25 protein-coding genes are annotated in these 23,285 nt (G+C 72.5%); 10 read left to right on the forward strand and 15 right to left on the reverse strand.

Annotated elements, in window-relative coordinates:
* The first annotated feature begins 173 nt into the window (after positions 1-173).
* From ACIQK6_RS02495 to ACIQK6_RS02505, 3 genes are all read left to right on the forward strand, one after another.
* On the forward strand, positions 174-1,172 hold the full coding sequence (locus tag ACIQK6_RS02495; protein ID WP_329105732.1) for a DUF1996 domain-containing protein: 999 nt from the start codon (positions 174-176) through the stop codon (positions 1,170-1,172).
* Between the two features lie 83 nt (positions 1,173-1,255).
* Positions 1,256-1,867: a sigma-70 family RNA polymerase sigma factor gene (locus ACIQK6_RS02500; RefSeq protein WP_030725819.1), complete on the forward strand. Its 612-nt coding sequence runs from the start codon at positions 1,256-1,258 to the stop codon at positions 1,865-1,867.
* Positions 1,864-2,589: a zf-HC2 domain-containing protein gene (locus tag ACIQK6_RS02505; RefSeq protein ID WP_329105730.1), complete on the forward strand. Its 726-nt coding sequence runs from the start codon at positions 1,864-1,866 to the stop codon at positions 2,587-2,589. Before ACIQK6_RS02500 ends, ACIQK6_RS02505 begins: the two co-directional genes overlap by 4 nt.
* A gap of 424 nt (positions 2,590-3,013) precedes the next feature.
* On the opposite strand, the gene ACIQK6_RS02510 is transcribed toward ACIQK6_RS02505, so the two are convergent.
* Positions 3,014-3,745, reverse strand: a complete 732-nt coding sequence (locus ACIQK6_RS02510; RefSeq protein ID WP_329105728.1) for a hypothetical protein — start codon at positions 3,743-3,745, stop codon at positions 3,014-3,016.
* Between the two features lie 9 nt (positions 3,746-3,754).
* Positions 3,755-5,170 (reverse strand): hypothetical protein, encoded by a 1,416-nt coding sequence (locus ACIQK6_RS02515; protein WP_329105727.1) that lies wholly within the window; start codon positions 5,168-5,170, stop codon positions 3,755-3,757.
* A gap of 145 nt (positions 5,171-5,315) precedes the next feature.
* On the opposite strand from ACIQK6_RS02515, the gene ACIQK6_RS02520 reads away from it, so the two are divergent.
* Both ACIQK6_RS02520 and ACIQK6_RS02525 read left to right on the forward strand, forming a co-directional pair.
* Positions 5,316-6,221 (forward strand): hypothetical protein, encoded by a 906-nt coding sequence (locus ACIQK6_RS02520; protein WP_329105725.1) that lies wholly within the window; start codon positions 5,316-5,318, stop codon positions 6,219-6,221.
* On the forward strand, positions 6,218-7,039 hold the full coding sequence (locus tag ACIQK6_RS02525) for a RimK family alpha-L-glutamate ligase (protein ID WP_402694144.1): 822 nt from the start codon (positions 6,218-6,220) through the stop codon (positions 7,037-7,039). The genes ACIQK6_RS02520 and ACIQK6_RS02525 overlap by 4 nt, the downstream gene beginning before the upstream one ends.
* A gap of 40 nt (positions 7,040-7,079) precedes the next feature.
* On the opposite strand, the gene ACIQK6_RS02530 is transcribed toward ACIQK6_RS02525, so the two are convergent.
* On the reverse strand, positions 7,080-7,568 hold the full coding sequence (locus ACIQK6_RS02530; protein ID WP_402694145.1) for a hypothetical protein: 489 nt from the start codon (positions 7,566-7,568) through the stop codon (positions 7,080-7,082).
* A 284-nt stretch (positions 7,569-7,852) separates the two neighbouring features.
* Between ACIQK6_RS02530 and ACIQK6_RS02535 the strand changes: the two genes are divergently transcribed.
* Both ACIQK6_RS02535 and ACIQK6_RS02540 read left to right on the forward strand, forming a co-directional pair.
* Positions 7,853-8,707: a DMT family transporter gene (locus tag ACIQK6_RS02535; protein WP_329105719.1), complete on the forward strand. Its 855-nt coding sequence runs from the start codon at positions 7,853-7,855 to the stop codon at positions 8,705-8,707.
* A gap of 155 nt (positions 8,708-8,862) precedes the next feature.
* Entirely contained in the window at positions 8,863-10,053 is a 1,191-nt protein-coding gene (locus ACIQK6_RS02540) for a serine hydrolase domain-containing protein (protein WP_402694146.1), read from the forward strand.
* A gap of 13 nt (positions 10,054-10,066) precedes the next feature.
* Here ACIQK6_RS02540 and ACIQK6_RS02545 read toward each other — a convergent pair whose 3' ends face one another.
* The 3 genes from ACIQK6_RS02545 to ACIQK6_RS02555 all read right to left on the reverse strand — a co-directional run bounded on the left by ACIQK6_RS02545 (position 10,067) and on the right by ACIQK6_RS02555 (position 12,099).
* Positions 10,067-10,792: an Asp/Glu racemase gene (locus ACIQK6_RS02545; RefSeq protein WP_329108200.1), complete on the reverse strand. Its 726-nt coding sequence runs from the start codon at positions 10,790-10,792 to the stop codon at positions 10,067-10,069.
* Positions 10,793-10,871: 79 nt separating this feature from the next.
* Positions 10,872-11,777, reverse strand: a complete 906-nt coding sequence (locus ACIQK6_RS02550; RefSeq protein WP_402694147.1) for a fumarylacetoacetate hydrolase family protein — start codon at positions 11,775-11,777, stop codon at positions 10,872-10,874.
* Between the two features lie 121 nt (positions 11,778-11,898).
* Positions 11,899-12,099: a hypothetical protein gene (locus ACIQK6_RS02555; protein WP_402694148.1), complete on the reverse strand. Its 201-nt coding sequence runs from the start codon at positions 12,097-12,099 to the stop codon at positions 11,899-11,901.
* A gap of 147 nt (positions 12,100-12,246) precedes the next feature.
* On the opposite strand from ACIQK6_RS02555, the gene ACIQK6_RS02560 reads away from it, so the two are divergent.
* On the forward strand, positions 12,247-12,681 hold the full coding sequence (locus ACIQK6_RS02560; protein ID WP_402694281.1) for a carboxylesterase family protein: 435 nt from the start codon (positions 12,247-12,249) through the stop codon (positions 12,679-12,681).
* Between the two features lie 347 nt (positions 12,682-13,028).
* Here ACIQK6_RS02560 and ACIQK6_RS02565 read toward each other — a convergent pair whose 3' ends face one another.
* The 3 genes from ACIQK6_RS02565 to ACIQK6_RS02575 all read right to left on the reverse strand — a co-directional run bounded on the left by ACIQK6_RS02565 (position 13,029) and on the right by ACIQK6_RS02575 (position 15,861).
* The gene (locus ACIQK6_RS02565; RefSeq protein ID WP_329105712.1) at positions 13,029-13,202 is read right to left on the reverse strand and encodes a hypothetical protein; all 174 of its coding nucleotides are present in this window, start codon (positions 13,200-13,202) and stop codon (positions 13,029-13,031) included.
* Positions 13,203-13,268: 66 nt separating this feature from the next.
* The gene (locus ACIQK6_RS02570) at positions 13,269-14,708 is read right to left on the reverse strand and encodes an amidase (protein WP_329105710.1); all 1,440 of its coding nucleotides are present in this window, start codon (positions 14,706-14,708) and stop codon (positions 13,269-13,271) included.
* A 67-nt stretch (positions 14,709-14,775) separates the two neighbouring features.
* Entirely contained in the window at positions 14,776-15,861 is a 1,086-nt protein-coding gene (locus ACIQK6_RS02575) for a DUF2330 domain-containing protein (protein ID WP_402694149.1), read from the reverse strand.
* Between the two features lie 86 nt (positions 15,862-15,947).
* Between ACIQK6_RS02575 and ACIQK6_RS02580 the strand changes: the two genes are divergently transcribed.
* Entirely contained in the window at positions 15,948-16,457 is a 510-nt protein-coding gene (locus ACIQK6_RS02580; protein ID WP_329105706.1) for a hypothetical protein, read from the forward strand.
* 9 nt (positions 16,458-16,466) lie between these two features.
* Here the strand turns inward: ACIQK6_RS02580 and ACIQK6_RS02585 are convergent, their stop codons facing one another.
* Genes ACIQK6_RS02585 through ACIQK6_RS02605 form a run of 5 tightly spaced genes read right to left on the reverse strand, consistent with a single transcriptional unit; the run spans position 16,467 to position 21,222 of the window.
* Positions 16,467-17,096: an HAD family hydrolase gene (locus ACIQK6_RS02585; RefSeq protein ID WP_402694282.1), complete on the reverse strand. Its 630-nt coding sequence runs from the start codon at positions 17,094-17,096 to the stop codon at positions 16,467-16,469.
* 26 nt (positions 17,097-17,122) lie between these two features.
* Positions 17,123-18,226 (reverse strand): ABC transporter ATP-binding protein, encoded by a 1,104-nt coding sequence (locus tag ACIQK6_RS02590; RefSeq protein WP_329105703.1) that lies wholly within the window; start codon positions 18,224-18,226, stop codon positions 17,123-17,125.
* Between the two features lie 4 nt (positions 18,227-18,230).
* The gene (locus tag ACIQK6_RS02595; protein WP_402694283.1) at positions 18,231-19,172 is read right to left on the reverse strand and encodes an ABC transporter permease; all 942 of its coding nucleotides are present in this window, start codon (positions 19,170-19,172) and stop codon (positions 18,231-18,233) included.
* Complete coding sequence (locus ACIQK6_RS02600) at positions 19,169-20,059, reverse strand: ABC transporter permease (protein WP_402694150.1); 891 nt, start codon at positions 20,057-20,059, stop codon at positions 19,169-19,171. The genes ACIQK6_RS02595 and ACIQK6_RS02600 overlap by 4 nt, the downstream gene beginning before the upstream one ends.
* Complete coding sequence (locus ACIQK6_RS02605) at positions 20,059-21,222, reverse strand: ABC transporter substrate-binding protein (protein ID WP_402694151.1); 1,164 nt, start codon at positions 21,220-21,222, stop codon at positions 20,059-20,061. The genes ACIQK6_RS02600 and ACIQK6_RS02605 overlap by 1 nt, the downstream gene beginning before the upstream one ends.
* A 233-nt stretch (positions 21,223-21,455) precedes the next feature.
* On the opposite strand from ACIQK6_RS02605, the gene ACIQK6_RS02610 reads away from it, so the two are divergent.
* Positions 21,456-22,214 carry a GntR family transcriptional regulator gene (locus ACIQK6_RS02610; protein ID WP_402694152.1) on the forward strand — a complete coding sequence of 253 codons (759 nt, stop codon included), beginning with the start codon at positions 21,456-21,458 and terminating at the stop codon, positions 22,212-22,214.
* Between the two features lie 5 nt (positions 22,215-22,219).
* Here ACIQK6_RS02610 and ACIQK6_RS02615 read toward each other — a convergent pair whose 3' ends face one another.
* Positions 22,220-23,215: an NAD-dependent epimerase/dehydratase family protein gene (locus ACIQK6_RS02615; RefSeq protein ID WP_402694153.1), complete on the reverse strand. Its 996-nt coding sequence runs from the start codon at positions 23,213-23,215 to the stop codon at positions 22,220-22,222.
* Positions 23,216-23,285: the final 70 nt, after the last annotated feature.

The raw sequence follows: 23,285 nt of genomic DNA on the forward strand, positions 1-23,285 counted from the left end.
TGCCCACGGTCCTCTCGCCTTCGTTCATGGAGGCAGGCTATCCGTCCGAGTGAACCATCGGCCTCGCCTTCCCGGGCGGGCGAGCGACCCACGGAACGTACGAATCACGGCGCCGCGCCCGTCATGCGGATGACCAGTTGACGGCGGGGGCGCCACCGGCAACCGTGACCGGCATGGGTAACGAACACCGGCTGCTCACTCTCGCCGTCTGCCTGGTCCTGGCCGGCGGACTGATCGCAGCGGTCCTGGGGGCGTCGCGGGCGGCCGGTCCGCACGCCGGGGCGGCGGACGGGCGGCCGGTCGCGTCCGACTACGTGGACATAGGCGACGTCCCGCGCCTCCCTGCAGCCGCTCCCGCCGCCGGGTCCGAAGGATCGGCCGGATCGATGGTGGTGGATTGCGGCCGCAACGAGCAGGGCCACTACAACGAGGACAATCTCGTGGTCTCGCCCGGCCTGCTGGGCGGCGCCCATCACACGCACGCCTACGTGGGCAACCTCTCCACCAACGCGCTGTCGACGGAGGCCTCGCTGGAGGCGGCCGCCACGAGCTGTGCGGGCGGCGACCGGTCCACGTACTACTGGCCGGTCCTGCGCCGCCCCGACCGCCCGGGCACGCGCCCGCACGAGGATTCGGCGGGGCACGGGAACGTCGGCGAGATCGTGCCGGAGACCTCGGTCCTGGTGGAGTTCCGCGGCAACCCCGTGAGCAAGGTGGTGCCGATGCCGCGCTTCCTGCGCGCGATGACCGGTGACGCCGTCGCGTACACGGCGGACACCGAGGCCGACGTCCGGGCCCGCTGGGGATGTTCGGGCTCCCCGGACCGGGCCACCACCCGATACCCGCGCTGTCCCGCGGGCGAGCGCGTCACCCGCACCCTGGTCTTCCCGAGCTGCTGGAACGGCCTCGACACCGTCGGCGTCACGCACCGCTCGCACTTGCTCTTCACCGCTGCGAACGGCGTCTGCCCGAAGGACACCTTCCCGGTGCCCGAACTGCGCGTCTCCCTCGCCTACGAGATCCCGCCGGGGCTGAACGTGGCCCTCGACTCCTTCCCCGAGCAGCGGCACAGCCCGAAGACCGATCACGCGATGTTCGTGAACGCGATGACCGACCGGCAGATGGCCGCGGTCGTGGACTGCCTCAACAAGGGCCGCGCCTGCCGGACCTGAGTGACGCAGGTCACGTGAACCGAATCCGCCCCGGTGGCGTGTTCCGACCGCACCACATATGCGAGGAAGACGGAGAGGGTGAGATGGCCGGACCACTGTGGCCCCGCACTCGGCGGGGCTCGACCGATGAGGCACTGATCAAGTCGGTGTACGAGGAGCACGGCCACGCCCTGCTCGCGTACGCCACCCGGCTGACCGGAGATCGGGCCGCCGCCGAGGACGTCGTACAGGAAACGCTGATCCGCGCCTGGCGCCACTCCGAGGTGCTGGTCAACGGAAAGGGCTCGGTGCGCGGCTGGCTGCTCACCGTGGCCCGCAACATCATCACCGACCGCTACCGGGCCAAGGCCGCCCGGCCGCCGGAGGTTTCGGGAGCCTCGTCCGCTCCCCCGGTGGAGGCGGACCACGCCGATTCCGTGGTGGACAGCATGACGGTCCTGGGGGCCCTCGATCAGCTGTCGCCGGAACACCGCGACGTCCTGAAGGAGTTGTACTACCGACAGCTCAGCGTCGCGGAGGCGGCCGACAGCCTCGGCATCCCGGCGGGTACGGTCAAATCTCGTTCGCACTACGCCCTCAAGGCGCTGCGCGACGTCTTCAAGAGCGACGGATTCAGGGACATCGGTTCCAGAGAAGGAAAGCGATCGGGCAGGCCGCCCCAGCAGCCCGCCGGACTGCGTGAGGTGGTGGCATGAACCGGCAGAGGCACGAGGAGGAACTGCTCGGCCCCTACGTACTCGGCGTCCTGGACCCCGAGGAGATCCGCCGGGTCGAGGAACACACGAGCGGATGCGGGCAGTGCCGGGAGGAGGTGGCCGCGTTGCGCGAGATGGAGGCGGCTCTGGGCGAGGTGCCCGACGAGGCGTTCCTCGACGGACCGCCGCACGGCGGTGACCTGCTGCTCCAGCGCACCCTGCGGCAGATGCGCGGGGAGCGGGCCGGTGATTCGCGGCGGCGCGCGGGCCTCGCGGGACTGGCGGTCGCCGCTTCGCTGGCCGCCGTGTTCTGGGCCGGTACCCAGCTGGGTACGGGCGATTTGGACACCGAGGCGCTGCCCGTGCCGCCGTCCCCGACGGCCACGGCCAACCCTTCCCCACCGCCTGCCGGGACCAAGGTGCTCTCCGCGACCGACAAGGCCACGGGTGCGCGGATGACCGTACAGATGACGCCCGCCACCAAGTGGGTGCGGGTGCACGCAGCGGTCACGGGCGTACCGCCGGGCGAGCGGTGCCGGCTGGTCGTGGTCTCCAAGAACGGCACGCGCACCACGGCCGCCGGCTGGGTCACGGGCAGCCAGGAGAACGGCGAGGCCAAGGGCGCGGCGCTGGACGGTTCGGCGGCCGTGGACCCGGCGGACGTCAAGGCGATCCTGGTGGAGAACGAGTCGGGCCGGACGTTCGTGTCCGTTCCGGTCTGACCGTTCCGGTCTGACCGGAACGGTCAGACCGGAACGTGACGGAGCCCGGGAGCATATCCAGCTCCCGGGCTCCTGTGTGCCACCCAATTGCGCACACCGGCACGTTTAAGAGTCGCGGATCATTCTTAGATCGACGTGTTCTACCTTTGAACTACCGCGCCACGAGGAGAGGCGCAGAGGGGACTTGAACCCCTATCCATCGATGATCGTCCACGCTCGGTCGATCCGGTGTTCGGCGGCGAATACTGAGACTGGAGCGATAATCTGAGATTGAAGGGCCGCCTCTACCAGCTTGGGCCACCCCGGCTCGCAATGCCGGGGGAGGGATTCGAACCCCCAACTGACACCCTCGTTCAGCTTCAACATCAGTTTCAGCTTGCGCTCTCGCGCACCTCCCGCAGACATACGGGAGGGGTTCTGTGGGCTACCTGAACAGGTAGCCGAACACCGCGTCGCCGACCCGCTGGTCGGTGACCTCGGCGCTGTTGGCCTCCTCGCGGGCGAACTTGACGGCCTGCTGGAGCTTCTCCACGCGGTCGATCAGCTCGTTGACCCGCCGGGCGGGCAGCGCACCGGAGAACTTCACGGTCGTCCAGTACCCGACCGGCACGTCCTCGTAGTACACCTCGACCTGGGCCGGGTGCTTCTCGGTGGCCTCGGCCTTCACGTGGTTGCGCGGCACCTTCTTGGTGCGAATGGTGCGCACCGCGTCCGTCTTCCAAGAGTCCGTGGACGGGTCCAGGTTCCAGGATTCGGAGGCGTCCAGTACCGGCAGCTTCCGCACGAAGGTGTGCATGTCGGTGAGCTGCTTCTCCAGGAAGAGCAGGTACGGCACGGGCACTTGAGCCAGCAGGACCGTCCCGTCCACGACGACGTCGGCGGCCGCGGTGCGGTTGGCCCAGTCCTTGGTCGCCGTTACGTCGAACAGCCGCGTCAGGGTTCCCGCCGTCGCCCGCAGCACGTCCTCGGCCTTGACCTGCACCCGGGTGGACTCGGGCGGCAGCTGCTCGCCCTCCTCGTCCTTGGGCTGGTAGGTCCGGGAGATTCCGGCCAGCAGGGCGGGCTTCTGGACGTCGTGGTGAGCCTGGGTGAGCTCCTGGAGGGACTTGGACTTGACGCCCTTTTCCACTGCGATGATCTGATTCAGCTTCGGCACGTGATCAACCTAGCAGTCGATTGTCCGATCATTCACCGGGATTTCCGGCACGCCCGCCCGGTCCAGCAACCGGCGCATGTCCTCGGGCGGCAGCGCGGGGTTGGCGGCCGCGGCGGCCTCGGTGTCCGGATCGGCGAGCAGTTCGCGGATCCGGGCCACCGGGAGCCGGGGGTGCCGGGCGGCAGCTTTACGCGTATCGGGGTCCCGGCTGAGACGGTCGAGGAGTTCCGGTTCCAGACCGGGATCGCGCAGGGCCAGCCGCCGGCGTTCCGGATCGGGCGAGGCGCCGAAGCGGGCGGCGAGCCCGGCGGCGGGGAAGCCCGGCCGGGCGACGAGCATGAGTACGGCGCGGTGGGTGCCGTTCAGATAGAGGTCGAGGAGCAGCTCGGGGGGCGGTTCCGGGTGGAACTCGGCGAGCAGCAGGCGTACGGCGAAGTCCTCGTCCCCCGCGAGCAGTTCGACGGCATCGGCCGGCAGGCCGGGACAGACCGCGGCGCTGCGGCGCAGCCAGGTGTGCGCGGACCGGGCGCACCGGCGCAGGAACTCGGCGTCCTCGCGCCGCCCCCACACCCAGTCGAGCGTGCCCAGCCGGGCCTCGGGGTCCACGGTGTAGTCGATGGCGGCGCGCTCGGCCTCACTGAGCTCGGGGCGTGCGGAGACCGCCAGCCGGACCCACGGGTCGGGGTCGTCGGCGAGGCGCGCCACCAGGTCGGGCGCAAGGCTCGGGTTACCGGCGATCGCCGGGAGCCGTTCCCCCTCGACGACCACGCGTTCGGCGAGCTCCCGGCTGAGCCGGCCGTTCCGCAGGACGTCCGTCGCCCGCCAGTCGTCGCCCAGTTCCCCGACCAGCCAAGTAGTCCGTTCCTCGTCCTCGTGGCAGACCTGTTCGGCGGCCTCCCGCCGCACTTCGTGGTCGTCGTCGTGGAGGAGACGCTGCCGTGCGGCGTCCGGGAGCTCCCGCCAGGCACCTCGACAGGCAGCCCGACGGAACATCGGATCCACGTGGTCCGCAAGCCCCGCCAGGACGCGGGCGGGCGTCCCGCCCCACTCGACCAGTTCCCGGCGCACCAGGTCCCTGGGATGGTTCAGCAGCCGCTCGTAGGCCCAGTCGGGCAGGGGGGCCACCTGCTGCCGGTAGGTCAGGGGGCCGACCGCGAGCGCGAGGTGGACCCCCGGGCTCGGGTCTTCGACCAGCCGGGCGCGCTGTTCGGGTGCGGCGTTGCCGTTCTCGGCGAAGGCGATCCGTACGTGGCGGTCCGGGTGGACCAGAACGGCCTCGACCACCTCCTGCGGCAGCACGGCGCGCCGCGCAACCGCCCGTCGCACCCACTCGTCTTCGTGGCCGAGCAGGCGCACCAGCACATCCGCCGGTGCGGCCGTGTTCGCTACGAGCCCGTGCAGCAGCCCGGTCCACCGATCGCCCATGCCCTGTCCCTCCCCCTTGCCGAAGCGGGAGCGTAACAAGGAAGCCCACAGCCGGACCGATCATCACATTGCGGTCCATGACATCCTGTGACGTCATGACTCGCCGGACGTATCGGCGGACGTCCGGGGAATATGGGGAAGGTCCATGAGGCTCTGCTTCCTGGTGGAGGAGCACTACCGCCACGACGGCATGCCGAACGAGGTGATCCGGCAGCTGACCGCGTGGGGGCACCGGGTGGACGTCGTACGGCCCGGCGGCTCGCTCCTGCGCATGACCGAGGTGGTGGACGCGGGTGCCCACGACGCGTGGGTCCTCAAGACGGTCTCGGGCGGCCCGGGTCTGACGCTGCTCGAGGCGGCCGCCGCGGCCGGTACGACCACCGTCAACGACGCCCGGTCGATCCGGGGCGTACGGGACAAAGCGCTGGCCGCCGCCCTCGGGCGCGGCCGGGGGCTCCCGCTGCCGCCGACGTACGCCGTGGCCCGCCCCGAGTTGCTCAGGGAGGTCCCGGCCGCGGAGTACCCGCTCGTCGTCAAGCCCGCCGACGGCAGCTCCGGGCGGGCCGTGCACCTGGTGTCCTCGCCGGAGCGGCTGGAGTCGCTGCTGCCCGTGCTCGCGGGCGAGGGCCTGCTCATCGCCCAGCCGTACGTGCCCAACTCGGGCACGGACATCAAGGTGTACGCGGTCGGCGGGGAGCTGTTCGCGACCGAGCGGTGCTCGCCTCTGCACCCGGACCCCTCCGTGCGGGAGCGCCGCGTACCGCTGTCGGCCGAGGTGGCGGCGATCGCCGCACAGGTGGGGGCGGTCTACGGGCTGGACCTGTACGGCGTGGACGTGCTGCTGGGCCCGGACGGGCCGGTGGTCGTCGACGTGAACGACTTCCCGAGCTTCCGTCAGGTGCCGGACGCGGCCGCGCGGGTGGCCCGGGCGGTGCTGGAACTGGCGCGGGCGGGCGGCTGCGCGCAGCAGCCGGCGCCCGTGGCGCTGCCGTACCCGCTGCCCCTGTCGATCCCGGCGCAGATCTCGGCCGTGGGGGGCGACGGCGCGTGAAGATCGGCCTGATCACCCCGGAACCCGGGCATCCGCTGCTGGCGGACACCACGGCCCTGCTGGCCCCGGAACACGAGGTCGAAGCCCTCGATCCGGCCGCCCTCGAGGACGTGCCGCTGCCGCTCGCCGAGGTGTACCTGCTGAAGTCGCGGACGCCGCACGCGCTGGGTCTCGCGCGCGACCTGGAACGGCGGGGAGCGGCCGTGGTGAACTCCGCCTCGGCCACCGCGCTGTGCCAGGACCGTACGGCGATGGCCGAGCTCGCCCTGCGGGCCGGGCTCCCGTTCGCCGCGACCCTTACGCACGACTCCCTCGGGGCGTGGGCGGCCGGGGCCCGACCGGACGCCCCCGTGGTGGTCAAGAGCCGGTACAGCCGCCGGGGCGACCTGGTGGCCCGCGTCGACGACGCGGCACGCCTGCGGGAGTTGGCGCGGGAGTGGCCGCACGAGCCGGTCGTGGTGCAGGAGTACGCGCCCAACAGCGGCTGGGACCACAAGCTGTGGGCCATCGGGGACCAGGTCTTCTCGGCTCTGCGCCGGTCCGAGCTCTCCCCCGGCGGCCGTGGCCCCACCCGTCCCCTGCCCCTGGCGGAACTGCCCTCCGGCTGGGCCGATCTGGTGCGCGAGGTGGGCGCGGTGTTCGCGCTGGACGTCTACGGCGTGGACGTCATCGACACCGGCGGCGGAACACCACTGATCGTGGACATCAACGCCTTCCCCGGCATCCGCGGCCAGGCCGGAGCCCCGGAGGCCCTCGCGGCGCTGGCCCTGCGCCGGGCCGCGGGGCGCCACCGGGGGAGACGTTCGGATCTCGCCTGACCCGCACGGAAGACTGCCGGCCGCGTGCCACGCGTCTTCTCTACTGCCCGCAGCGGAAGTCGTAGTAGCCCTTGCCTGCGACGAGGACCGAGGTGAAGGAGACGGGCAGGCCCTGCCCGTCGCGCGGTACTTCCTGGGAGGTCTGGCGGGTGAAACCCAGCGAGACGCCCGGCACGAAGACGTTCCCCGGGTCCTCGTCGTCCACGGTCCACCCGCGCTCGCGCAGCTCCGCGAGGACGGTGTCGGCCGGGGTGGTGAAGACGTCGTGCCCGTCCAGCAGGACCCGCGTGGTGCACTGCCGACCCTCTCCGGGCCGCCACAGTTCCACGGCCGTCACACGGTCGACCGCATCGAAGAAGACCGTGTAGCCGACCCCGTCGAAGTCGCCCATCAGCCGACGCGCCCTCCGCGAGGTGGGGCCGACCACCCGCGGCTTGCCCCAGGGCCGGACCGCGGCCACGGCCTTCCCGTACGGACTTCCGAGGCGTACGGGCCCGGCGGCGGTCGGCGGTGCCAGGAGCAGATCCATGTCGTTTCTCCGATTGCCTACTTGAGCGCTTCGCAGCCCGTGGTCCGCTCCCGTTCTCCGGCGTCTGCCGGCCGCCGGGATCCGCGTTCGGCCCCTCACGGGCGCACCATCAGGATCGAGCGAGCTTACAGACCTTGAAGGTCGCCCCTCCAGCCCTGCTGGTGATCCGAAGGAACCGGCCCTGGTCCTGCCGGGCAGGTCCGGACGGGGGAATGCGCGGGGTCGGACGGCCGTGGCCCGGTGTCGTGACGCGGAGGGGCGGCGGACGCCGTGAGGATCGGCGCATGGGCGTCGTCCTGCCGGTCCTCTTCGCGCTGTTCGCGGCCTTCAGCAATGCGCTCGCCACGGTGCTCCAGCGGCGCGCCGCGCTCACCGTGCCGCAGAGCGACGGCTTCCGCCCCGGCCTGGTCCTCGATCTGCTGCGGCGTCCGTTGTGGATCGGCGGCATCCTGGCCGTGATCGCGGCCGGGGCGGGGCAGGCCCTCGCCCTGGCCACGGGTGCACTGGCCCTCGTACAGCCGCTGTTCGTACTGGAGCTGCCGCTCGCGCTGCTGATCGCCTCGCTGATGACGCGGCAGCGGCTCCCGCGGGCGCTGTGGCTGGCCGTGGCGGGGGTGGTGGCGGGGCTCGGGGTCGCGCTCGTGGCCGCCTCGCCCATGGGCAACCGGACCGACGTGCCGCCCGAGCGCTGGGTGGTGGCCCTGGCGGCGTGCGCGGTCGTCGTGGCCGCCCTGGCCGTGGCCGGACTGCGCCTGCCGCCCGGCCGGGCCAGGGCCGGCTGTCTCGGTGCGGCCACCGCCGTCTGCTACGCGCTCACCGCCGCACTGATGAAGTCCGCGGTGCACGTCCTCGACGACGACGGTTTCGTCGCCTTCCTGACGACCTGGGAGACGTACGCCTTCGGGGCGACCGGCATCTGTGCCCTGCTCCTGCTGGAACACGCCATGCAGGGCGGCCCGCTGGTCGCGTCGCAGCCCGCGCTGACCCTCGGCGACGCGAGCATCAGCATCGCGCTGGGGGTGGTGCTGTACGAGGAGCACCTGCGGTCGGGCTGGTGGCTGCTCCCCCAGCTGCTGGGCATCACCCTGATCTGTGCGGGCGTACTGGCGCTGGCCCGGGCAGGGGAGGGCGCGCCGTGAGCGGGCGGGAGCTGGTCCGGGCTCCGCGGGCGTCCCTGATGCGGGGTCAGGGTCGCTTCAGGGTCGGCGTAGGGGCGATCCCCGTCGAACACGGACGGGCCGGCGGACATACTCGCCGGGACATGATCATTACCTTCCGAGTGGAGTTACCCCCCATGCGCCGTTTCCCGGCCCTGTCCCTGACCACCGCCGCCCTGGTGCTCGGAGTCGTCGCCCCCGCGCAGGCCGCCACCGCCGGGCCCCCCGCGCCCCTGGACCGTGCCGCCCTGCGCGAGGCGATCGCCGTGCGCCCGGGCGACGGTGCCGCCGGGGTGGTGGCCGAGGTGCACAAGAACGGGCAGACCTGGCGGGGTGCGTCCGGGGACATCGTCACCGGTCGGCGCGTCAGCCCCGACGCCCACTTCCGGATCGGCAGCATATCCAAGCCCATGGAAGCGGTGATCCTGCTCCAGCTGTCGGCCGAGGGCCGCGTCGACCTGGACCGGAGCGTCCAGCACTACCTGCCCGGGCTGCTGCCGGAGGACCGGTTCGAGGAGCCGATCAGCGTACGGCAGTTGCTCAACCACACCAGCGGCCTGCCCCAGGACTTCGAGGGCGCCCCGCCCACCTCGCCGGACGAGGACATCGATCGGCGCCTCGACTACGTCACCTTCGACGAGGTGATCCGGCAGACGCTCCGCCCGGAAGGCAGGCCGGCACCCGGCCCGCGCTTCCACCCCGGTACGCGGCAGGAGTACAACTCCTTCGGCTACCGCGTCGCGGGCAAGCTCATCGAGGAGATCACCGGGCACTCCTACCAGTACGAGGTGACGGCCCGCATCCTGAAGCCGCTGAAGATGCGGGAGACCCGGGCCGTCGCGCCGGGCCGCAGCACGCCCGTGCCACGGCCCTACCTGCCCGGCTACCAGCCGAAGGGCAACGGCGAGCTGGTCGACGTCAACGTGCAGGGCGGGCTGCCCGCCAGCATGACGTCCACCACGGGTGACCTGGACCGCTTCATCTCCGGCCTGTTCGACGGCCGACTGCTGCGCCCGGCCCAGGCCGCGGAGCTGTTCACGGTGCCGAAGGGCATCGACGGCAAGCCGCTGCCGTACGCCAACGACGCGAACTGCAACACCGGTCGCGGCAGGGGTACGGCCTGCTTCAGCGTCGGACTGATGTCCGTACCGCTGCCCGACGGCTCGGTCCTGTGGGGCAAGACGGGGTCCGACCCGGGGTACAGGAGCGGTGTCTTCGCCTCCCGTGACCTCGACCGGCGCGCGGTCTACTCGGTGGGTACCTCGTCCTCCCTCAACAGCTTCCCGGCGGTGGCCCAGCGCCTGGCCCTGACCGCCTTCGGCAGCTGACGGGCCGTACCGGCTACCCCGGCAGCGGGGCCCGCGCGTACGCGCCCGACAGCAGGTGGCCCGCCCCCGGTGCCACCGCGTCCAGGTCCAGGGACCGGAGCAGTTGGTGGGCCGTGCAGACGGCCGCGGACACCACCGGCTTGCCCAGGAGCTGCTCGGCCTCCTCGATGGCGCCGAGCGAGGGCATCTGCACGCACGCCGAGAGCACGACCGCGTCGGCATCGGCGTACTCCAGCGCCCGGGCGAGACCCGGCAGCCGGGCCGGGTCGTGGGCGGCGACGTCCAGGTTGTCGGGGATTTCGAGGGCCCGATGGTCCAGGACCTCGATGCCCTCGTGCGTCAGGTAGTCCACGACGGTCCGCGTGAGCGGGCGCATGTAGGGGGCCAACAGCACGATCTTCTCGGCGCCGATGGTGTGCAGCCCGTGGACGAGGGCTCCGGCACTGGTGACGACCGGGGCGGGCGCGCCGTTCTCGGCGGTCCGGGCGTGCAGGCGCTGCTCCGAGGTGCGGTGGTAGCCGAGGCCCATGCTCATGATGGCCACCAGGCAGGCGTAGCCCAGGACGTCGACCCGGGCGTCGGAGAGTTCCACGGCGCAGCGGTCGGAGTCGGCGTCCATGGCCCTCAGCTGTTCCGGGGTCACGTGGGTCATGCGCATCCGGCTGGAATGGAAGGTGAAGCGCTCGTCGGGCACGACGGCCTGGCGGGCCCGGAGGACGGCCGGGACCTCCGCCTCCATGGTGACGTTGGAACTCGGCACGATCTGGCCGATGCGGTAGGTGCGGGGTGACACGGGTGCTCCTTCTTGCCCGGGCGGGTCAGCGGGCGTCGACGACGGGGTTGGTCAGGGTTCCGATGCCTTCGACCGTGGCCTCGACGATGTCACCGGGGCACAAGAACTCGGGCGGGACCATGCCCGCGCCGACGCCGGACGGTGAGCCCGTCGCGATGACGTCGCCGGGCTCCAGGGTCATGCCGGAGCTGATGTCGGCGATGAGGCGGGCGATGGGGAAGAGCATGTGCCGGGTGTTCGACTTCTGCTTGGTGACGCCGTTGACGCGCAGCGAGAGGTCGAGGGCCATCGGGTCGGGGATCGCGTCGCGGGTGACGACCACCGGGCCGAAGGGGGCGTAGGAGTCCTGGCCCTTGGAGAAGAACCACTGGCCGGAGCGGCGCTGGTCGCGGGCGCTGATGTCGTTGACGATGCTGAAGCCGAAGACGTGCTCGTACGCGTCCTCCTCGCTCACCCGGAAGGCGGGGCGGCCGATGACGACGGCGAGTTCGCACTCCCAGTCCAGCTGGGTGGTCAGGTCGGCGTTGTGCAGGATCGGCTGTCCGGGGCCGGTGACGGCGGTGGCGGGCTTGCCGAAGAGGACGGGGCGCGGCGGCAGGTCCTTGTCGGTGTCGAGGCTGCGGCTGGACTCCTCGACGTGCTCGATGTAGTTGAGTCCGACGCCGATGATCTTGCCGGGGCGCAGGGGGGCCCGCAGGGACACGGCGTCGATCCGGTGGACGGCCTCGACGGGCCAGGCCTCGGGGCCCGCGGCCAAAAGTCCGCGTGCGGTCTCCTGGGCGGCCGCGCCGGCCCGGATGAATGACATCAGGTCCGGCGGCAGCTGCACGTCGGCCCGCCGGGCCAAAGTGGTGAGGTCCACGACGAGGTCGTCGACCTGCGCGCCGAGACGCACGACAGCATCGTCGAGGGTGTAGCTGACCAACTGCATGGGTGCTCCTTGCGTGATGAGGGGGAGGGTGCGCGGGGGTGGGTCGGCGGCGGCACTCGCCGGTGCTCCGCCGTGCCGGGGCCGGTGTCGGGGCCGGCGGCGTCCGGCACGGCGGAGCGGTTCAGGTGGTGGGCTGGTGGCCGCCGTTGTCGGCGTAGGCCTCTTCCCGGTGGAAGCCGAGCGAGCGCATGACGGGGAAGTCGTTGAAGGAGAAGAGGCAGGCGTCCTCGGCCGGGTCGAGGTTGTGGTGCTCGTGCCAGGCCCAGGACGGGACGCAGAAGATGTCGCCCTGCTTCCACTCGAAGCGCTGTCCGGCGATCACCGAGACTCCGGAGCCCTTCGCCCGGATCCTTCGGGCTGATGGACCAGCTCGCGGCGCTGCGCTGGACCCGGGAGAACATCGGCGCGTTCGGCGGAGATCCGGGTCGCACGGTATCCGGTCGCGAAGTACGGTTCGCCGTACCTGGCGCTGTCCGCGGTCATGACGGACTCGACCTTCGCGTGCCACACCGCGTGGACGGCGCAGCTGTTCGCAGCCCAAGTGCCGACGTACGTCTACGAGTTCGACGACCCGGCCTCTCCGACGCTCGCGGGCGCACAGGTGCCGGGCCTGGACGAGTCGAACGCGCACAGTGCGGAGCTGGCCTATCTGTACGACTTCACGATGGGCGAGCGCCCGCTGACGCCGGTGCAGGTCGCGCTCGGGAACCGGATGAAGCGCTACTGGGCGGCGTTCGCCCGCTTCGGCGCGCCCGTGGTGGCGGGCCAGGCCCCGTGGCCGGCGGCCGGTCCCGGAGCAGCCACGGTGCTCACCCTCGGCCCGGTCGCGACGCGGCCGAGCACCTCCTTCGCAGCGGAGCACGGTTGCACGTTCTGGCGGACCCGGCCTCCCCGGCCGCTCTGACACCGCGATCCGGGATCCCCCACGAGGAGTTCCACCGCGAGACGGGCCTCCCGGTTGGACCCGCCCGCACCCCGGAATCCGTACGGGCGGTCTCCGGCGATCCGTCCGGGGCCGGACCGTGCCGGACGGTCCCGGAGGCGAGCAGCACCGTCCGATCAGGAGCGACCGGCCTGGCGTAGAAGGCGCCGTTCCCTCACCGGTGCCCGGGCGCGAGCGCCGGGTCCACCAGGGGATGGGCGGGTGGGGCCCCACTGGCGACGGCCCACCCGGCCCTTCAGCGAAGCAGCTCGCACGAGGGCCGTTCCGGGGAACGTTCCCGGAACGGACGCGGCCCCGTGCGGCCCGAGTCAGGGGGTGGTGAGCGTCGGGTTGTTGACGACCTTCGCGCAGATGGCGTAGACCTCCAGCGTGCCCGGGTTGGTGGTGTCGGTGTTCGTCGCGAACGCCCACCACCGCTCACCGGCGATCGGCGCGCTCGCGCTCAGGGCGTACCGCTCCGCGTGAGAGTTCCCGGCGGTCACGATGGCCCCGCCGCCCGTACGGGTCTCACCGGCCCGAGGCGCCCGGGGGACGGCCGCCGGATCCCGTCAGGCGGACGGGAGCCGGGGGCGTCGCTGCGCCCACGGCCGGACCTCCTCCAGTTGCGCCGCGACCCGCAGGACGGTCACCTCGTCGTCCCGGCGGCCCACCAGTTGCACGGCGAGCGGCAAACCGTCCTCGCCGAGGCCCGCCGGGACGGAGGCGGCCGGGTGCCCCGTGACGTTCCACAGCGCGGTGTAGGCGACCATCGGGCGCGAGCGCGCCAGCGCCGTCAGCAGCCCGGCGCCGTCCAGCGCACCCACCGGGCGCGGGCGCTCGGCGACGACCGGTGTCAGCAGCAGGTCCATGGTCGTGAACATGCGGTCGGCGCGTTCCGCCAGCCGCTCCCCCGCCCGGATCCCGCGCTCCACGGCGGATCCCGGCACCAGCCGGGCGAGCGCCAGGGTCCGTCGGGTGCGCCGTTCCAGCAGGTCGGGGCGCTCGACGGCATCGGCCTCCGCCCGCACTCCACCGCAGAACTGCGCGGCGAACGGCGCGGTCGCGTCGGGATAGCGGGGGTCGACCTCCCTTACGTCGTGGCCCAGTTCGCGCAGCGCCCGTACGGACTCCAGGACGGCCCCGACGTGTTCCGGATGCGGACGCACCCCGGGCACGGCCGGCTTGACCGAGTAGCCGATGCGCAGCCGGCCCGGCGGGCTCTCCAGGGCCGCCACCCAGCTGGTGGTCGAGGGGCCGGCGCTCCAGCGGTCGGCGGGGGTGGTGCCGGCGAGCACGTCGTAGAGCAGCGCGGCATCGCCCACGCTGCGGGTCAGCGGCCCGACGGTGCCGAGGGCGTACCAGAGGTGCGGGTTCGGGGCGGTGGAGACCCGGCCGCGCTGGGGCTTGAGGCCGAACAGACCGCAACAGGCGGCCGGGATGCGGATGGATCCGCCGCCGTCGCCGCCGAGGGCCGCCCCGACCAGTCCGGCCGCGACGGCGGCGGCGCTGCCGCCGCTGGAGCCGCCGGGGGTGCGGGTGGTGTCCCACGGGTTGCGGGTGTGACCGTGGGCGGCGGATTCGGTGAAGGGCCACTGGCCGAACTCGGGCATCGTCGTCTTGCCGATGACGACGGCGCCGGCGGCGCGCAGGCGGCGTACGGCTTCGGAATCGGCGGTGACGGGGGTCCGGTTGGCGGATCCGCCGAAGGTGGTGACCTGACCCGCGACGTCCAGTTCGTCCTTGACCGCGACCGGGACGCCGTGGAGCGGACCGGTCGGCTCTGCCGCGTCACGGGCATCGGCCTCGGCGAGGGCCTGCTCGGCGAGGACGATGCGGAAGGCCCCGAGCACGGGATCGGTCCGGGCCGTGCGGCGCAGCGCGGCCTCGACGAGGGCGCGCGAGGTGGTCTTGCCGGTGCGCACCAGCTCGGCCTGGCGCGCGACCCCCTGGAACATCAACTCCGCGTCGTCCCGGTCCTGTTCCCGCCGCCGTACGCCGTCCTCGTCCATGGACACCACCCTTTCCCCTTACCTCTCGGTAACTCCGGTGCAAGGCTGGTGTCCCACGGCTCGCGCGTCAACCCCGGCCGGGGTGGCGGCGGCGGCCGCGGACGCGGAGCACCGCGAGGGACGTGGCCGTCAGGACCGCCACGGCGGCCGCCAGCGTCAGGAGCCAGACCGGGACGCCGCCCACCGTGAGGAGCTCGTCGTGGTAGATCGCCCTGCGGTACGGGGTGTCCTCGGCGGTGGCGCGCAGTTCGTGGTCGGCGTCGATCCGCCCGGGCTCCGGGAACCGCTGGTCGATGGCGGTGAGGAAGACGGACTCGGCGCCCGCCAGTTCGGCGAGCGGGCCGGTCCCGGGGCGGATGGTCCCGGCGAAGGTCACCTCGGGTGCGGAGCCGCCGATCGGAGAGGCCGGCTCCATGCGGTGGTCGGCGAGGACGTACAGGCCGAGGGACTGCGGTGTCCTGGCCATCCGGGAGAGCCGCATCGGATAGACCAGCCGGTCGCTGTCGAAGCGGATCCGCAGCGGGTCCAGGTCGCCGCGCAGCGGCTCGTCCCCCACGCGCGGGGCGAGCCGTACCGCCACGTACTCCCAGTGCTGGTCCACGTACGGCTTGACCTCGGTGGCGAGGCGGTCGGGGAGCTTGAACCCGTTGGCCTCCAGCCAGTTCTTCAGGGCGTCCGGGTCGGTGGCGGTGAGCCGTGCGACGTCGAAGTCACCGAGCTGCTCGCGTCCGACGACGCCGACCGGTGGCGCTGCGGCGCCGGCCGCTGGGGCGCCGGCCCCGTCCCGCATGCCGCCCGAGGAGAAGGGCCAGTCGTGTTCGCGCGGCCAGAAGTAGCCGCGGTTCTTGTGCTCGGGCAGGGTGAGTCGGCCCAGTTCGTCGAACATCTTGCCGTCGCCCAGCTCCACCGCGGCCCGGCTCGGTACCGGCATGATCCAGGCGGCCCGGTGGGCGTCCCCGCCGACGGTGAACCGCATGACGATCTGCTCCGTGCGCCCGTCCCAGCGCACCACGGAGGTCTCGCGGTCGACGCCGATCCGGGACTGGCCGTCGGGAATCATGGCCCCGCACCCGCACGCGTAGGCGGGGTTGACCAGTGCGCCCAGCTGGGTCACGAGCAGGGCGCACAGCAGTGCCACAATTCTTCGTTTCATCCTCACGGCGTCTGTGACGAAGGCCCCCGCGATCCGGTTCCGACCCCCCTCGCCGACCACTGCGACCTGGCCTCATACTGTGCCCCATGACGGGGAGCGAGAAGCGGCAGCAGGCTCTGCTGCGCCGGTCCGCGGTGCTGCGCAGCCCGCTGGTTCCGGATGCCGTGGCGGCGGAGATCGCGCGGCACGACTGGGAGTCCATCGAGTGCGGCTGCGGCCGCTCGGCGGGCCATCTGGTGGACGCGGTGCGGGACGCCGCCGAGGGACATCCTTCCGCGTTCCACGCGCTGGAGGGGCACGTCTTCTTCGCCGAGCACCTGAAACCGCCCGCCCCGGCGGTGTGCGGTGTCCTGATGGCCGCCTGGGCCGCGCACCCGCCCCGGCGGGCGAGCCGCGAGGCCCTGCTGTGGACCCTGCTGGCCCTGCTGTGCACGGTGGACGACGGCGGCACCCACGAGGCCGGACTGCACGGGCAGTGCGCCGCCTTCATCCGTACGGGTATCGACGGCTTCCGCCGTGAGATCGCCGCCGACCCCGGCTCCGGGAGCGCCGCCTACGCGGAAGGCATCCTGGACATCCTCGGCCTGCCGACCTGAGTCCGGGGGTCAGCCGGCCGCCGTCACGCAGCGCCGTAGCCGCGCCACGGTGACCTCCTCCAGGGACTCGGCGAAGGTCCGCGGCGGTGACGCCGGAACCGCCAGTAGGGACGGGACCACGAGGACCGCGCAGCCGGCCGCCTCGGCGGAGGCGGCGCCGTCCGGCGAGTCCTCCACGGCGACACAGGCCCGCGGTGCGAGGCCGAGGCGCCCGGCGGCCGCCCGGTAGGGGTCCGGGTGCGGCTTCGTGCGGGCGGTGTCGTCGGCCGACAGGGTGAAGGCGAAGGGGACATGGGCCAGGGAGCCCCCGACCACCGAGTCGACGACCACCCTCGGTGACGCGCTGACCAGGGCGAAGGGCACGCCCTCCGCCTCCAGCGCGGTCAGCAGCCGCTGCGCGCCGGGCCGCATCGGCGCCCCGGCCTGCACCCCGCGGAAGAATCTCTCGGTGAGCGCCGCCGCGACCTCGGCCGGGTCTCCGCCTCCCGAGACCCGTACGAGGTGGGCGGCGGTGTCCTCCACCGCCCGGCCGACGACTTCCGGTGCGTCCGTGTCGGTGAGCCGGTGGCCGAGGCCGTCGGCTATCTCCTCGGTGGTGCGCCACCACAGCACCTCGGTGTCCACGAGGGTGCCGTCCATGTCGAACAGGACCGCGGCGAGGGTGCTCACGAGGAGCCCGCCACGACGAGCACCGGCCGCTCGGCCAGTCCCACGGCGGCGCGCCTTCCCGGCACCAGGGCTCCCGCGTCCCGCGAGGGGAGGTCCGCCTTGACGCTCACCCCGCCCGGCAGTTCCAGCTGGAGCCGGGTGACGGAGCCGAAGAAGGAGGCGGAGACCACGGTGGCCGTGCCCTCCGCGTCGGCGGTGACGGTGACGTTCTCGGGCCGTACGAGGACCTGCACCTGCGGCGTCGCGGGGACCGGGCCGTCGACGGGCAGGCGCACTCCCGCCACCTCCACCAGGCCGGTGTCGCCGAGCCGTCCGGGCAGCCGGTTCATCGTGCCGACGAACTCGGCGACGAAGGGGGTGGCCGGGCGGTCGTACAGCTCGGCCGGGGCGGCGCACTGCTCCAGCTTCCCGGCGTTCAGGACGGCGACCCGGTCGGCCATCGACAGGGCTTCCTCCTGGTCGTGGGTGACGAAGACGGTGGTGATGCCGAGGGAGAGCTGCAGGCGCCGGATCTCCTCGCGCAGGTTCGCCCGTACCTTGGCGTCGAGCGCGGAGAGCGGCTCGTCGAGCAGGAGTACGCGCGGGCGCAGGGCGAGGGCGCGGGCGAGGGCGACGCGCTGCTGCTGCCCGCCGGACATCTGGTGCGGGTAGCGGTCGCCGTGGTCGGGCAGGCCCACCAGGTCGAGGAGTTCGGCGGCGCGTTCGCGGCGCTCGGCCGCGCCGACCCCCCGTACCCGCAGGCCGAAGGCGACGTTGTCGCGGGCGCTCAGGTTCGGGAAGAGGCTGTACGACTGGAAGACCATGCCGGCGTCGCGGCGGTTGGCCGGGACCCGGGTGATGTCCTGTCCGTCGACGAGGACCTCTCCGGAGTCCGGCTGTTCGAAACCGGCGACGACGCGCAGCGCGGTGGTCTTCCCGCAGCCGGACGGACCGAGCAGGGCGAGGAGTTCACCGGGTTCGACGGTGAGGTCGAGCCCGTCCAGGGCGACGGCGGACCCGAACGCCCGGCGCAGGCCGCGGAACTCGACGCGCGCGCCCGCGGGCCGGTCGGTTTCCGCCGGCTTCCTGGCCGCGGGAAGGGTGGTGGGCGTGGTGGACATGGACTCAGGACTCCTTGCGGGAGGTGGTGGCGGGTGCGGCCGCGGCCGTGGAAGGGGTGGTCCCGGCCCGGGAGAGGACGATCAGCAGCAGCCAGGTGATCAGGAGGCTGAGGATGGAGACGGCCACCGACATCCGGGCCTGCGCTCCGGAGATCGAGACGATCCACACCGCGAAGGGCTGGAACCCGAGGAGGGAGGCGATGGTGAACTCGCCGAGCACCAGGGCCAGGGTGAGGAAGGCGGCGCCGGCGAGGGAGGCCCGCAGGTTCGGCAGCAGCACGCGCAGGACGACGTACGGCCAGCTCGCGCCGCAGCTGCGGGCGGCCTCGACCAGGGTCGGTACGTCGACGGCGCGCAGGCCGGCGTCGAGCGAGCGGTAGACGAAGGGCAGCGCCAGGACCGTGTAGGCGAGGACCAGGACGACGGGGAACTCCTCGTTCTGGACGGCGATGAAGGTCTGGTAGAGCGGGGTCCGCGACAGGTGTTCGGGGCCCCAGCGCAGCACGGTGCTGATGCCGGTGACCAGCGCGATCGGCGGCACCACCAGCGGCAGCATGCACATCACCTCGACGACCGGGCGCAGCCGCGGGGAGCCGAGGCGTACGGCCACCAGCGCGGGTACGGCGAGCAGCAACGACACTGCGATGGTCGCGGCGGCGAGGCCGAGGGAGAGCAGCAGGCTCTCGGTGAAGCCGTCCGCGGAGAGCAGTTCGGTGTACGCCTCGAAGGTGATGCCGTGGCCGGGCACGTGCACGGTGAAGACGAACGAGGCGACGAGCGGGACGAGGAAGTAGGCGCCGGCGAGGGCGAGGACGGCTCCGCGCCAGATCCTGGGGCGGGGCCGACGGGACCGGCGGGCCGGGGTCCGCTCCGGGCCACCGGTCTCCGATGCTTCCGTGTCCCGGGCGCCGTCGGAGTACCGGGCGGTCGGGGTGGTCGGGGTCATCGCAGCCATCGGGCGCTCCGTCGCTGGAGGGGCAGGTAGACGGCCATGACCAGGCCGGCGATCAGGATCATGTCGAGGCCGAGGGCCAGCGCCACGTTCTCCTGGCCGGTGAGCACGTTCCCCGACAGCGCGTCCGCGATCTTGAGCGTGACCAGCGGTACGGAGCCTCCGACGAGGGCCGCGGCCGTGGCGTGGGCGGCGAAGGCGGTGCCGAAGAGCAGCACGAACCCGCCGAGCAGGGAGGGCGCGAGCACGGGCAGGCCGACGTGGCGCCAGAACTGCAGTGCGGTGGCTCCGCTGCTCTGCGCGGCCTCGCGCCATTGCGGGCGCAGCCCGTCCAACGCGGGGGCGATCACCAGCACCATCAAGGGGATCAGGAAGTACAGGTAGACCACGGTGAGGCCGGTGAAGGAGTACAGGTTCCAGCCGAGTTCGGTGAGGTCGGCGAGCTGGGTGACGACGCCGGAGATCCCGACGGTGGCGATGAAGGCGAACGCCAGCGGTACGCCGCCGAAGTTGGCGAGCACCCCGGAGGCGGTCAGCGCGGCGCTGCGCAGGCCCGCGGAGCGGGAGGTGACCACGGCCTGGGCGATCACCACGCCCAGGACGCCGCCGACGAGTGCGGTGAGGGCGGAGAGCTGGACGCTGCCGATGAGGGAGTCGAGGTAGGGGCCCTGGAGGGAGCGCGCGAGGTGCTCACCTGTCACCCGGGTGGCGCCGCCGGCCGGGTCGGTGCGGGTGACCGCGCCGTAGGCCATGGCGCCGAGCGGGATGCCGAAGCAGAGCCCGGTGAAGGTGAGCAGCGGGAGGGTCGCGAGCCAGGTGCGCGGGCCGCGCCGCCGGCGACGGGTGCCGCCGGCGACGCGGGGGTCGGTGGTGGAGGACATCAGGAGAGGGCCTTGTCCCACTTCTCGGCGAGGGTGGCCTTGGCCTTGTCGAGCTCCTCGGAGGCGGGGAACGTCGGGGTGCCCTGGACCTGCGGGAGCTTGGCGACGGCGGCCTGGTCGGCGGTGCCGTCCTGGGTCATGCCGGGGAGCAGGACCGGGCGGGCGTACCCCTTGAGCCAGAGGTTCTGGCCCTCGGCGCTGTAGAGGAACTCCAGCCACAGGCGGGCGGCCGCCGGGTTCGGGGCCTCCTTGTTGATGGCCTGCGAGTAGTACTGGGCGTAGACGCCGTCGGTGGGGACGGCGACCTTCCAGTCGACGCCCTTGCCCTTGAACTGGTCGGCGTAGCCGGCGTTCAGGTAGTCCCAGTCGATGGAGATGGGCGTCTCGCCCTTCTCGACGGTGGCCGGGGTGGACTCGACCGGGATGAAGTTCCCGTTCTTCTTCAGCTGCCCGAAGAAGTCGATGCCGGGCTGGATGTCGGTGAAGGAGCCCTTGTTGGCGAGGGCGGCCGCGTACACGCCGCCGAAGGCCGAACCGGACTTGGTGGGGTTGCCGTTGAGGGCGACCTTGCCCTTGTATTCGGGCTTGAGGAGGTCGGCGAAGGTCTGCGGGCAGGTGGGGATGCGGGCGGCGTCGCAGCCGATGGAGACGTAGCCGCCGTAGTCGTTGGTCCAGCGGCCCTCGGCGTCCTTCTGGGCGGCGGGGATCTTGTCCCAGCCGGTGACCTTGTACGGGGCGAAGAGGTTCTCGGCCGCGCCGCTGCGGGCGAAGGCGATGCCGAGGTCCAGGACGTCGGGGGCGCGCTTTTGGCCCTTGCGGGACTTGACGGCGGCGATCTCGTCGGAGCTGGAGGCGTCCGGGTTCTCGCTGTTCACCTTGATCTTGTACTTGGCCTCGAAGGCCTTGATGATCTCGCCGTAGTTCGCCCAGTCCGGCGGCAACGCGATCACGTTGAGCTCGCCCTCCTTCTGCGCGGCGGCGGCGAGGGCCTCCAAGGAGCCGAAGTCGGCGACCGAGGTCGCGGCGCCCGGCTGCACGCCGTTCTTGGCGCCGTCGGCGCCGCCGGACTTCTGGTCGGGTGCGGCACCACAAGCGCTGAGCGTGGTGAGTACGGCGGCGCTGAGCAGAACGGCCGCACCGCGACGGGCGGAGGAACTGAGCACGGTCTCTCCCGGAGACGAAGGTGGGTTCACTTGTCTGAACAAGTTGGCTCTAGTTCGCCCGGGCCCGCTGTACGGACGGTGAACGGCGCCTGTCGCCCGGAGCACGTCTCGAGGAAGAGAGAAGAATGACCGGAAGGAGCCGTGACAGAACCTGTTGGAATGATCATGGGAGACCGGTGCACGGCTATTCCGACACGGCACCGCCGGAACACGGCCAGCAGGGGGCGAAGGGCATGAGCACGAGCGCGGGCACGGCCAGGTATCTGGAGATCGCCGAGGCCCTGCGACGGCAGATCCTCTCGGGCGAGCTCTCCGTGGGGGCGCACCTGCCCTCGGAGAGCGACCTGGCGGCGCACTGGTCCGCATCGCGCGGGACGGTCCGCCAGGCGGTCGCCACCCTCGCGGCGGAGGGGCTGATCGGCTCCCGCCAGGGCGCGCGGCGCATCGTCCTGCGCCGGGAGCGCCGGCACAGCTTCGGCGAGCTGAACAGCTTCGCCCAGTGGGCCGAGGGACTCGGGCACCGGGCCGCCAGCCGCTTCCTGTCGCGCACCCGCAGGCCCGCCACGGCCGAGGAGGCGGACCGGCTCGCGCTGGCCCCCGGCACGGAGGTCCTGGCCGTACTGCGGCTGCGGCTGCTCGACGGGGAGCCCACCATGGTGGAGCGGACCGCCTACGCCGACTGGGTCGCGGCCGCCGTCGAGGCGCTGCCGGTGGACTGCCGTTCCGTCATGGACAGCCTGGCCGAGGGGTCGGGGGTCACCGCCCACTACGGCGAGCACCTCATCGACGCGCTTCCGGCCGGCAGCGAGGACGCCCGGCTGCTGGAGATCCGGCGCGGCAGCCCGCTCCTGCGCCAGCGGCACGTCTCGGCGACGGCGACCGGCCGCCCGATCGAGTGGTCCGACGACCGGTACCGGGCCGGCAGCGTGACCTTCAGTGTGAGCAACTCATCGGTAGCAACTCCCTTGGAGCGGCGGGTCGGAGACCAGTGACCGCGTCAGCCGGCGGCGCGCGGGGTCTCGGCGATCGCCCCCGGCAGCCAGTCGACGACGCGACCGAAGCCGAAGCCCAGGGCCGAGGCCCGGCCGTTGTCCATGGCGTAGGCGCGGTCGAAGGAGAAGGGCGAGGCTGCGACTCCCGATCCGACCACCCGGTACCGGGGCCGTCGCCCCACCTGCGCCGCGACCGCCTCGCAGAGGGCGAGCACGTCGGGCGCGCCGTGCGAGGCCGCGTTGACGGGCCCGGTAAAGGTCTGCGCGGTCGTCCAGTGCAGGAATTCGGCCATCTCGTGGTGATGGATGAACGAGGTGGCGTACGGGGCTTCGTGGACGTCGACGGGGGTTCCGGCCGCGATCCGCTCCACGTAGTGCGCGAGCCGGCCGGTGAACTCCGCCGGGCCCCCGCCGAGGACGTGCGCGGCGCGCACGCTGACGTACGGGAAGGTCGGGTCCCGTAGGAAGACGGCCTCGGCCTGCCGCTTCCCCTCGGCGTAGACGTACGCGGGCCAGGGCCCGGTGGCGCGGCCCGCAGCCCCTGCGAGCGGCAACCGCGCGGGGTCGAGCGTCGCCTCGGTGACCGGGACGGGGCCGGAGGCCCGGACGGGGACGGAGGTGGTGCCGGGCGCGGGGTCGGGGTCGGGAAGGCCGGCGGGAAGGCCGGCGGGAAGGCCGGCGGGGAGCGTGGCCGGGTCGTAGACCTCCATCGTCGAGGTCATGACGTAGCGCCCGGTCCGCCCGGCGAACACCCTTCGGGCGACGGCGGCCTGGAGCGGTGTGTAGCAGACCTGGTCCACGACCACGTCGAACTCGCGCGGGCCCAGAGCCGCCCGCAGTGCTTCCTCGTCGTCGCGGTCGGCGACAAGGCGGTCCACGCCGTGCGGTGGTGCGCCGGAGCCCCGGTTGAGGACGGTGACCTCGTCTCCCGCTTCGCGCGCCCGGGTGACCAGGGTCTTTCCGAAGTACCTACTGCCGCCGATGACAAGAATTCGCTTCATGCGTTCGACTGTGCCGCTGTATGGTCCCCCAGCGGAACCGACCAGCCGCTGAACGCATCGTAAGGAAAAC

Origin of the sequence: Streptomyces sp. NPDC091682 (assembly GCF_044756625.1) — a bacterium.
Classification (GTDB): Bacteria; Actinomycetota; Actinomycetes; order Streptomycetales; family Streptomycetaceae; genus Streptomyces.

Excerpts from the sequence above, each read along its gene's own strand:
- ACIQK6_RS02495 (WP_329105732.1), top strand. The coding sequence starts at position 174 with ATGGGTAACGAACACCGGCTGCTCACTCTCGCCGTCTGCCTGGTCCTG.
- ACIQK6_RS02500 (WP_030725819.1), top strand. The coding sequence starts at position 1,256 with ATGGCCGGACCACTGTGGCCCCGCACTCGGCGGGGCTCGACCGATGAG.
- ACIQK6_RS02505 (WP_329105730.1), top strand. The coding sequence starts at position 1,864 with ATGAACCGGCAGAGGCACGAGGAGGAACTGCTCGGCCCCTACGTACTC.
- ACIQK6_RS02515 (WP_329105727.1), bottom strand. The coding sequence starts at position 5,170 with ATGGGCGATCGGTGGACCGGGCTGCTGCACGGGCTCGTAGCGAACACG.
- ACIQK6_RS02520 (WP_329105725.1), top strand. The coding sequence starts at position 5,316 with ATGAGGCTCTGCTTCCTGGTGGAGGAGCACTACCGCCACGACGGCATG.
- ACIQK6_RS02530 (WP_402694145.1), bottom strand. The coding sequence starts at position 7,568 with ATGGATCTGCTCCTGGCACCGCCGACCGCCGCCGGGCCCGTACGCCTC.
- ACIQK6_RS02535 (WP_329105719.1), top strand. The coding sequence starts at position 7,853 with ATGGGCGTCGTCCTGCCGGTCCTCTTCGCGCTGTTCGCGGCCTTCAGC.
- ACIQK6_RS02540 (WP_402694146.1), top strand. The coding sequence starts at position 8,863 with ATGCGCCGTTTCCCGGCCCTGTCCCTGACCACCGCCGCCCTGGTGCTC.
- ACIQK6_RS02545 (WP_329108200.1), bottom strand. The coding sequence starts at position 10,792 with ATGGAGGCGGAGGTCCCGGCCGTCCTCCGGGCCCGCCAGGCCGTCGTG.
- ACIQK6_RS02550 (WP_402694147.1), bottom strand. The coding sequence starts at position 11,777 with ATGCAGTTGGTCAGCTACACCCTCGACGATGCTGTCGTGCGTCTCGGC.
- ACIQK6_RS02570 (WP_329105710.1), bottom strand. The coding sequence starts at position 14,708 with ATGGACGAGGACGGCGTACGGCGGCGGGAACAGGACCGGGACGACGCG.
- ACIQK6_RS02575 (WP_402694149.1), bottom strand. The coding sequence starts at position 15,861 with ATGAAACGAAGAATTGTGGCACTGCTGTGCGCCCTGCTCGTGACCCAG.
- ACIQK6_RS02580 (WP_329105706.1), top strand. The coding sequence starts at position 15,948 with ATGACGGGGAGCGAGAAGCGGCAGCAGGCTCTGCTGCGCCGGTCCGCG.
- ACIQK6_RS02585 (WP_402694282.1), bottom strand. The coding sequence starts at position 17,096 with ATGGACGGCACCCTCGTGGACACCGAGGTGCTGTGGTGGCGCACCACC.
- ACIQK6_RS02590 (WP_329105703.1), bottom strand. The coding sequence starts at position 18,226 with ATGTCCACCACGCCCACCACCCTTCCCGCGGCCAGGAAGCCGGCGGAA.
- ACIQK6_RS02595 (WP_402694283.1), bottom strand. The coding sequence starts at position 19,172 with ATGACCCCGACCACCCCGACCGCCCGGTACTCCGACGGCGCCCGGGAC.
- ACIQK6_RS02600 (WP_402694150.1), bottom strand. The coding sequence starts at position 20,059 with ATGTCCTCCACCACCGACCCCCGCGTCGCCGGCGGCACCCGTCGCCGG.
- ACIQK6_RS02610 (WP_402694152.1), top strand. The coding sequence starts at position 21,456 with ATGAGCACGAGCGCGGGCACGGCCAGGTATCTGGAGATCGCCGAGGCC.
- ACIQK6_RS02615 (WP_402694153.1), bottom strand. The coding sequence starts at position 23,215 with ATGAAGCGAATTCTTGTCATCGGCGGCAGTAGGTACTTCGGAAAGACC.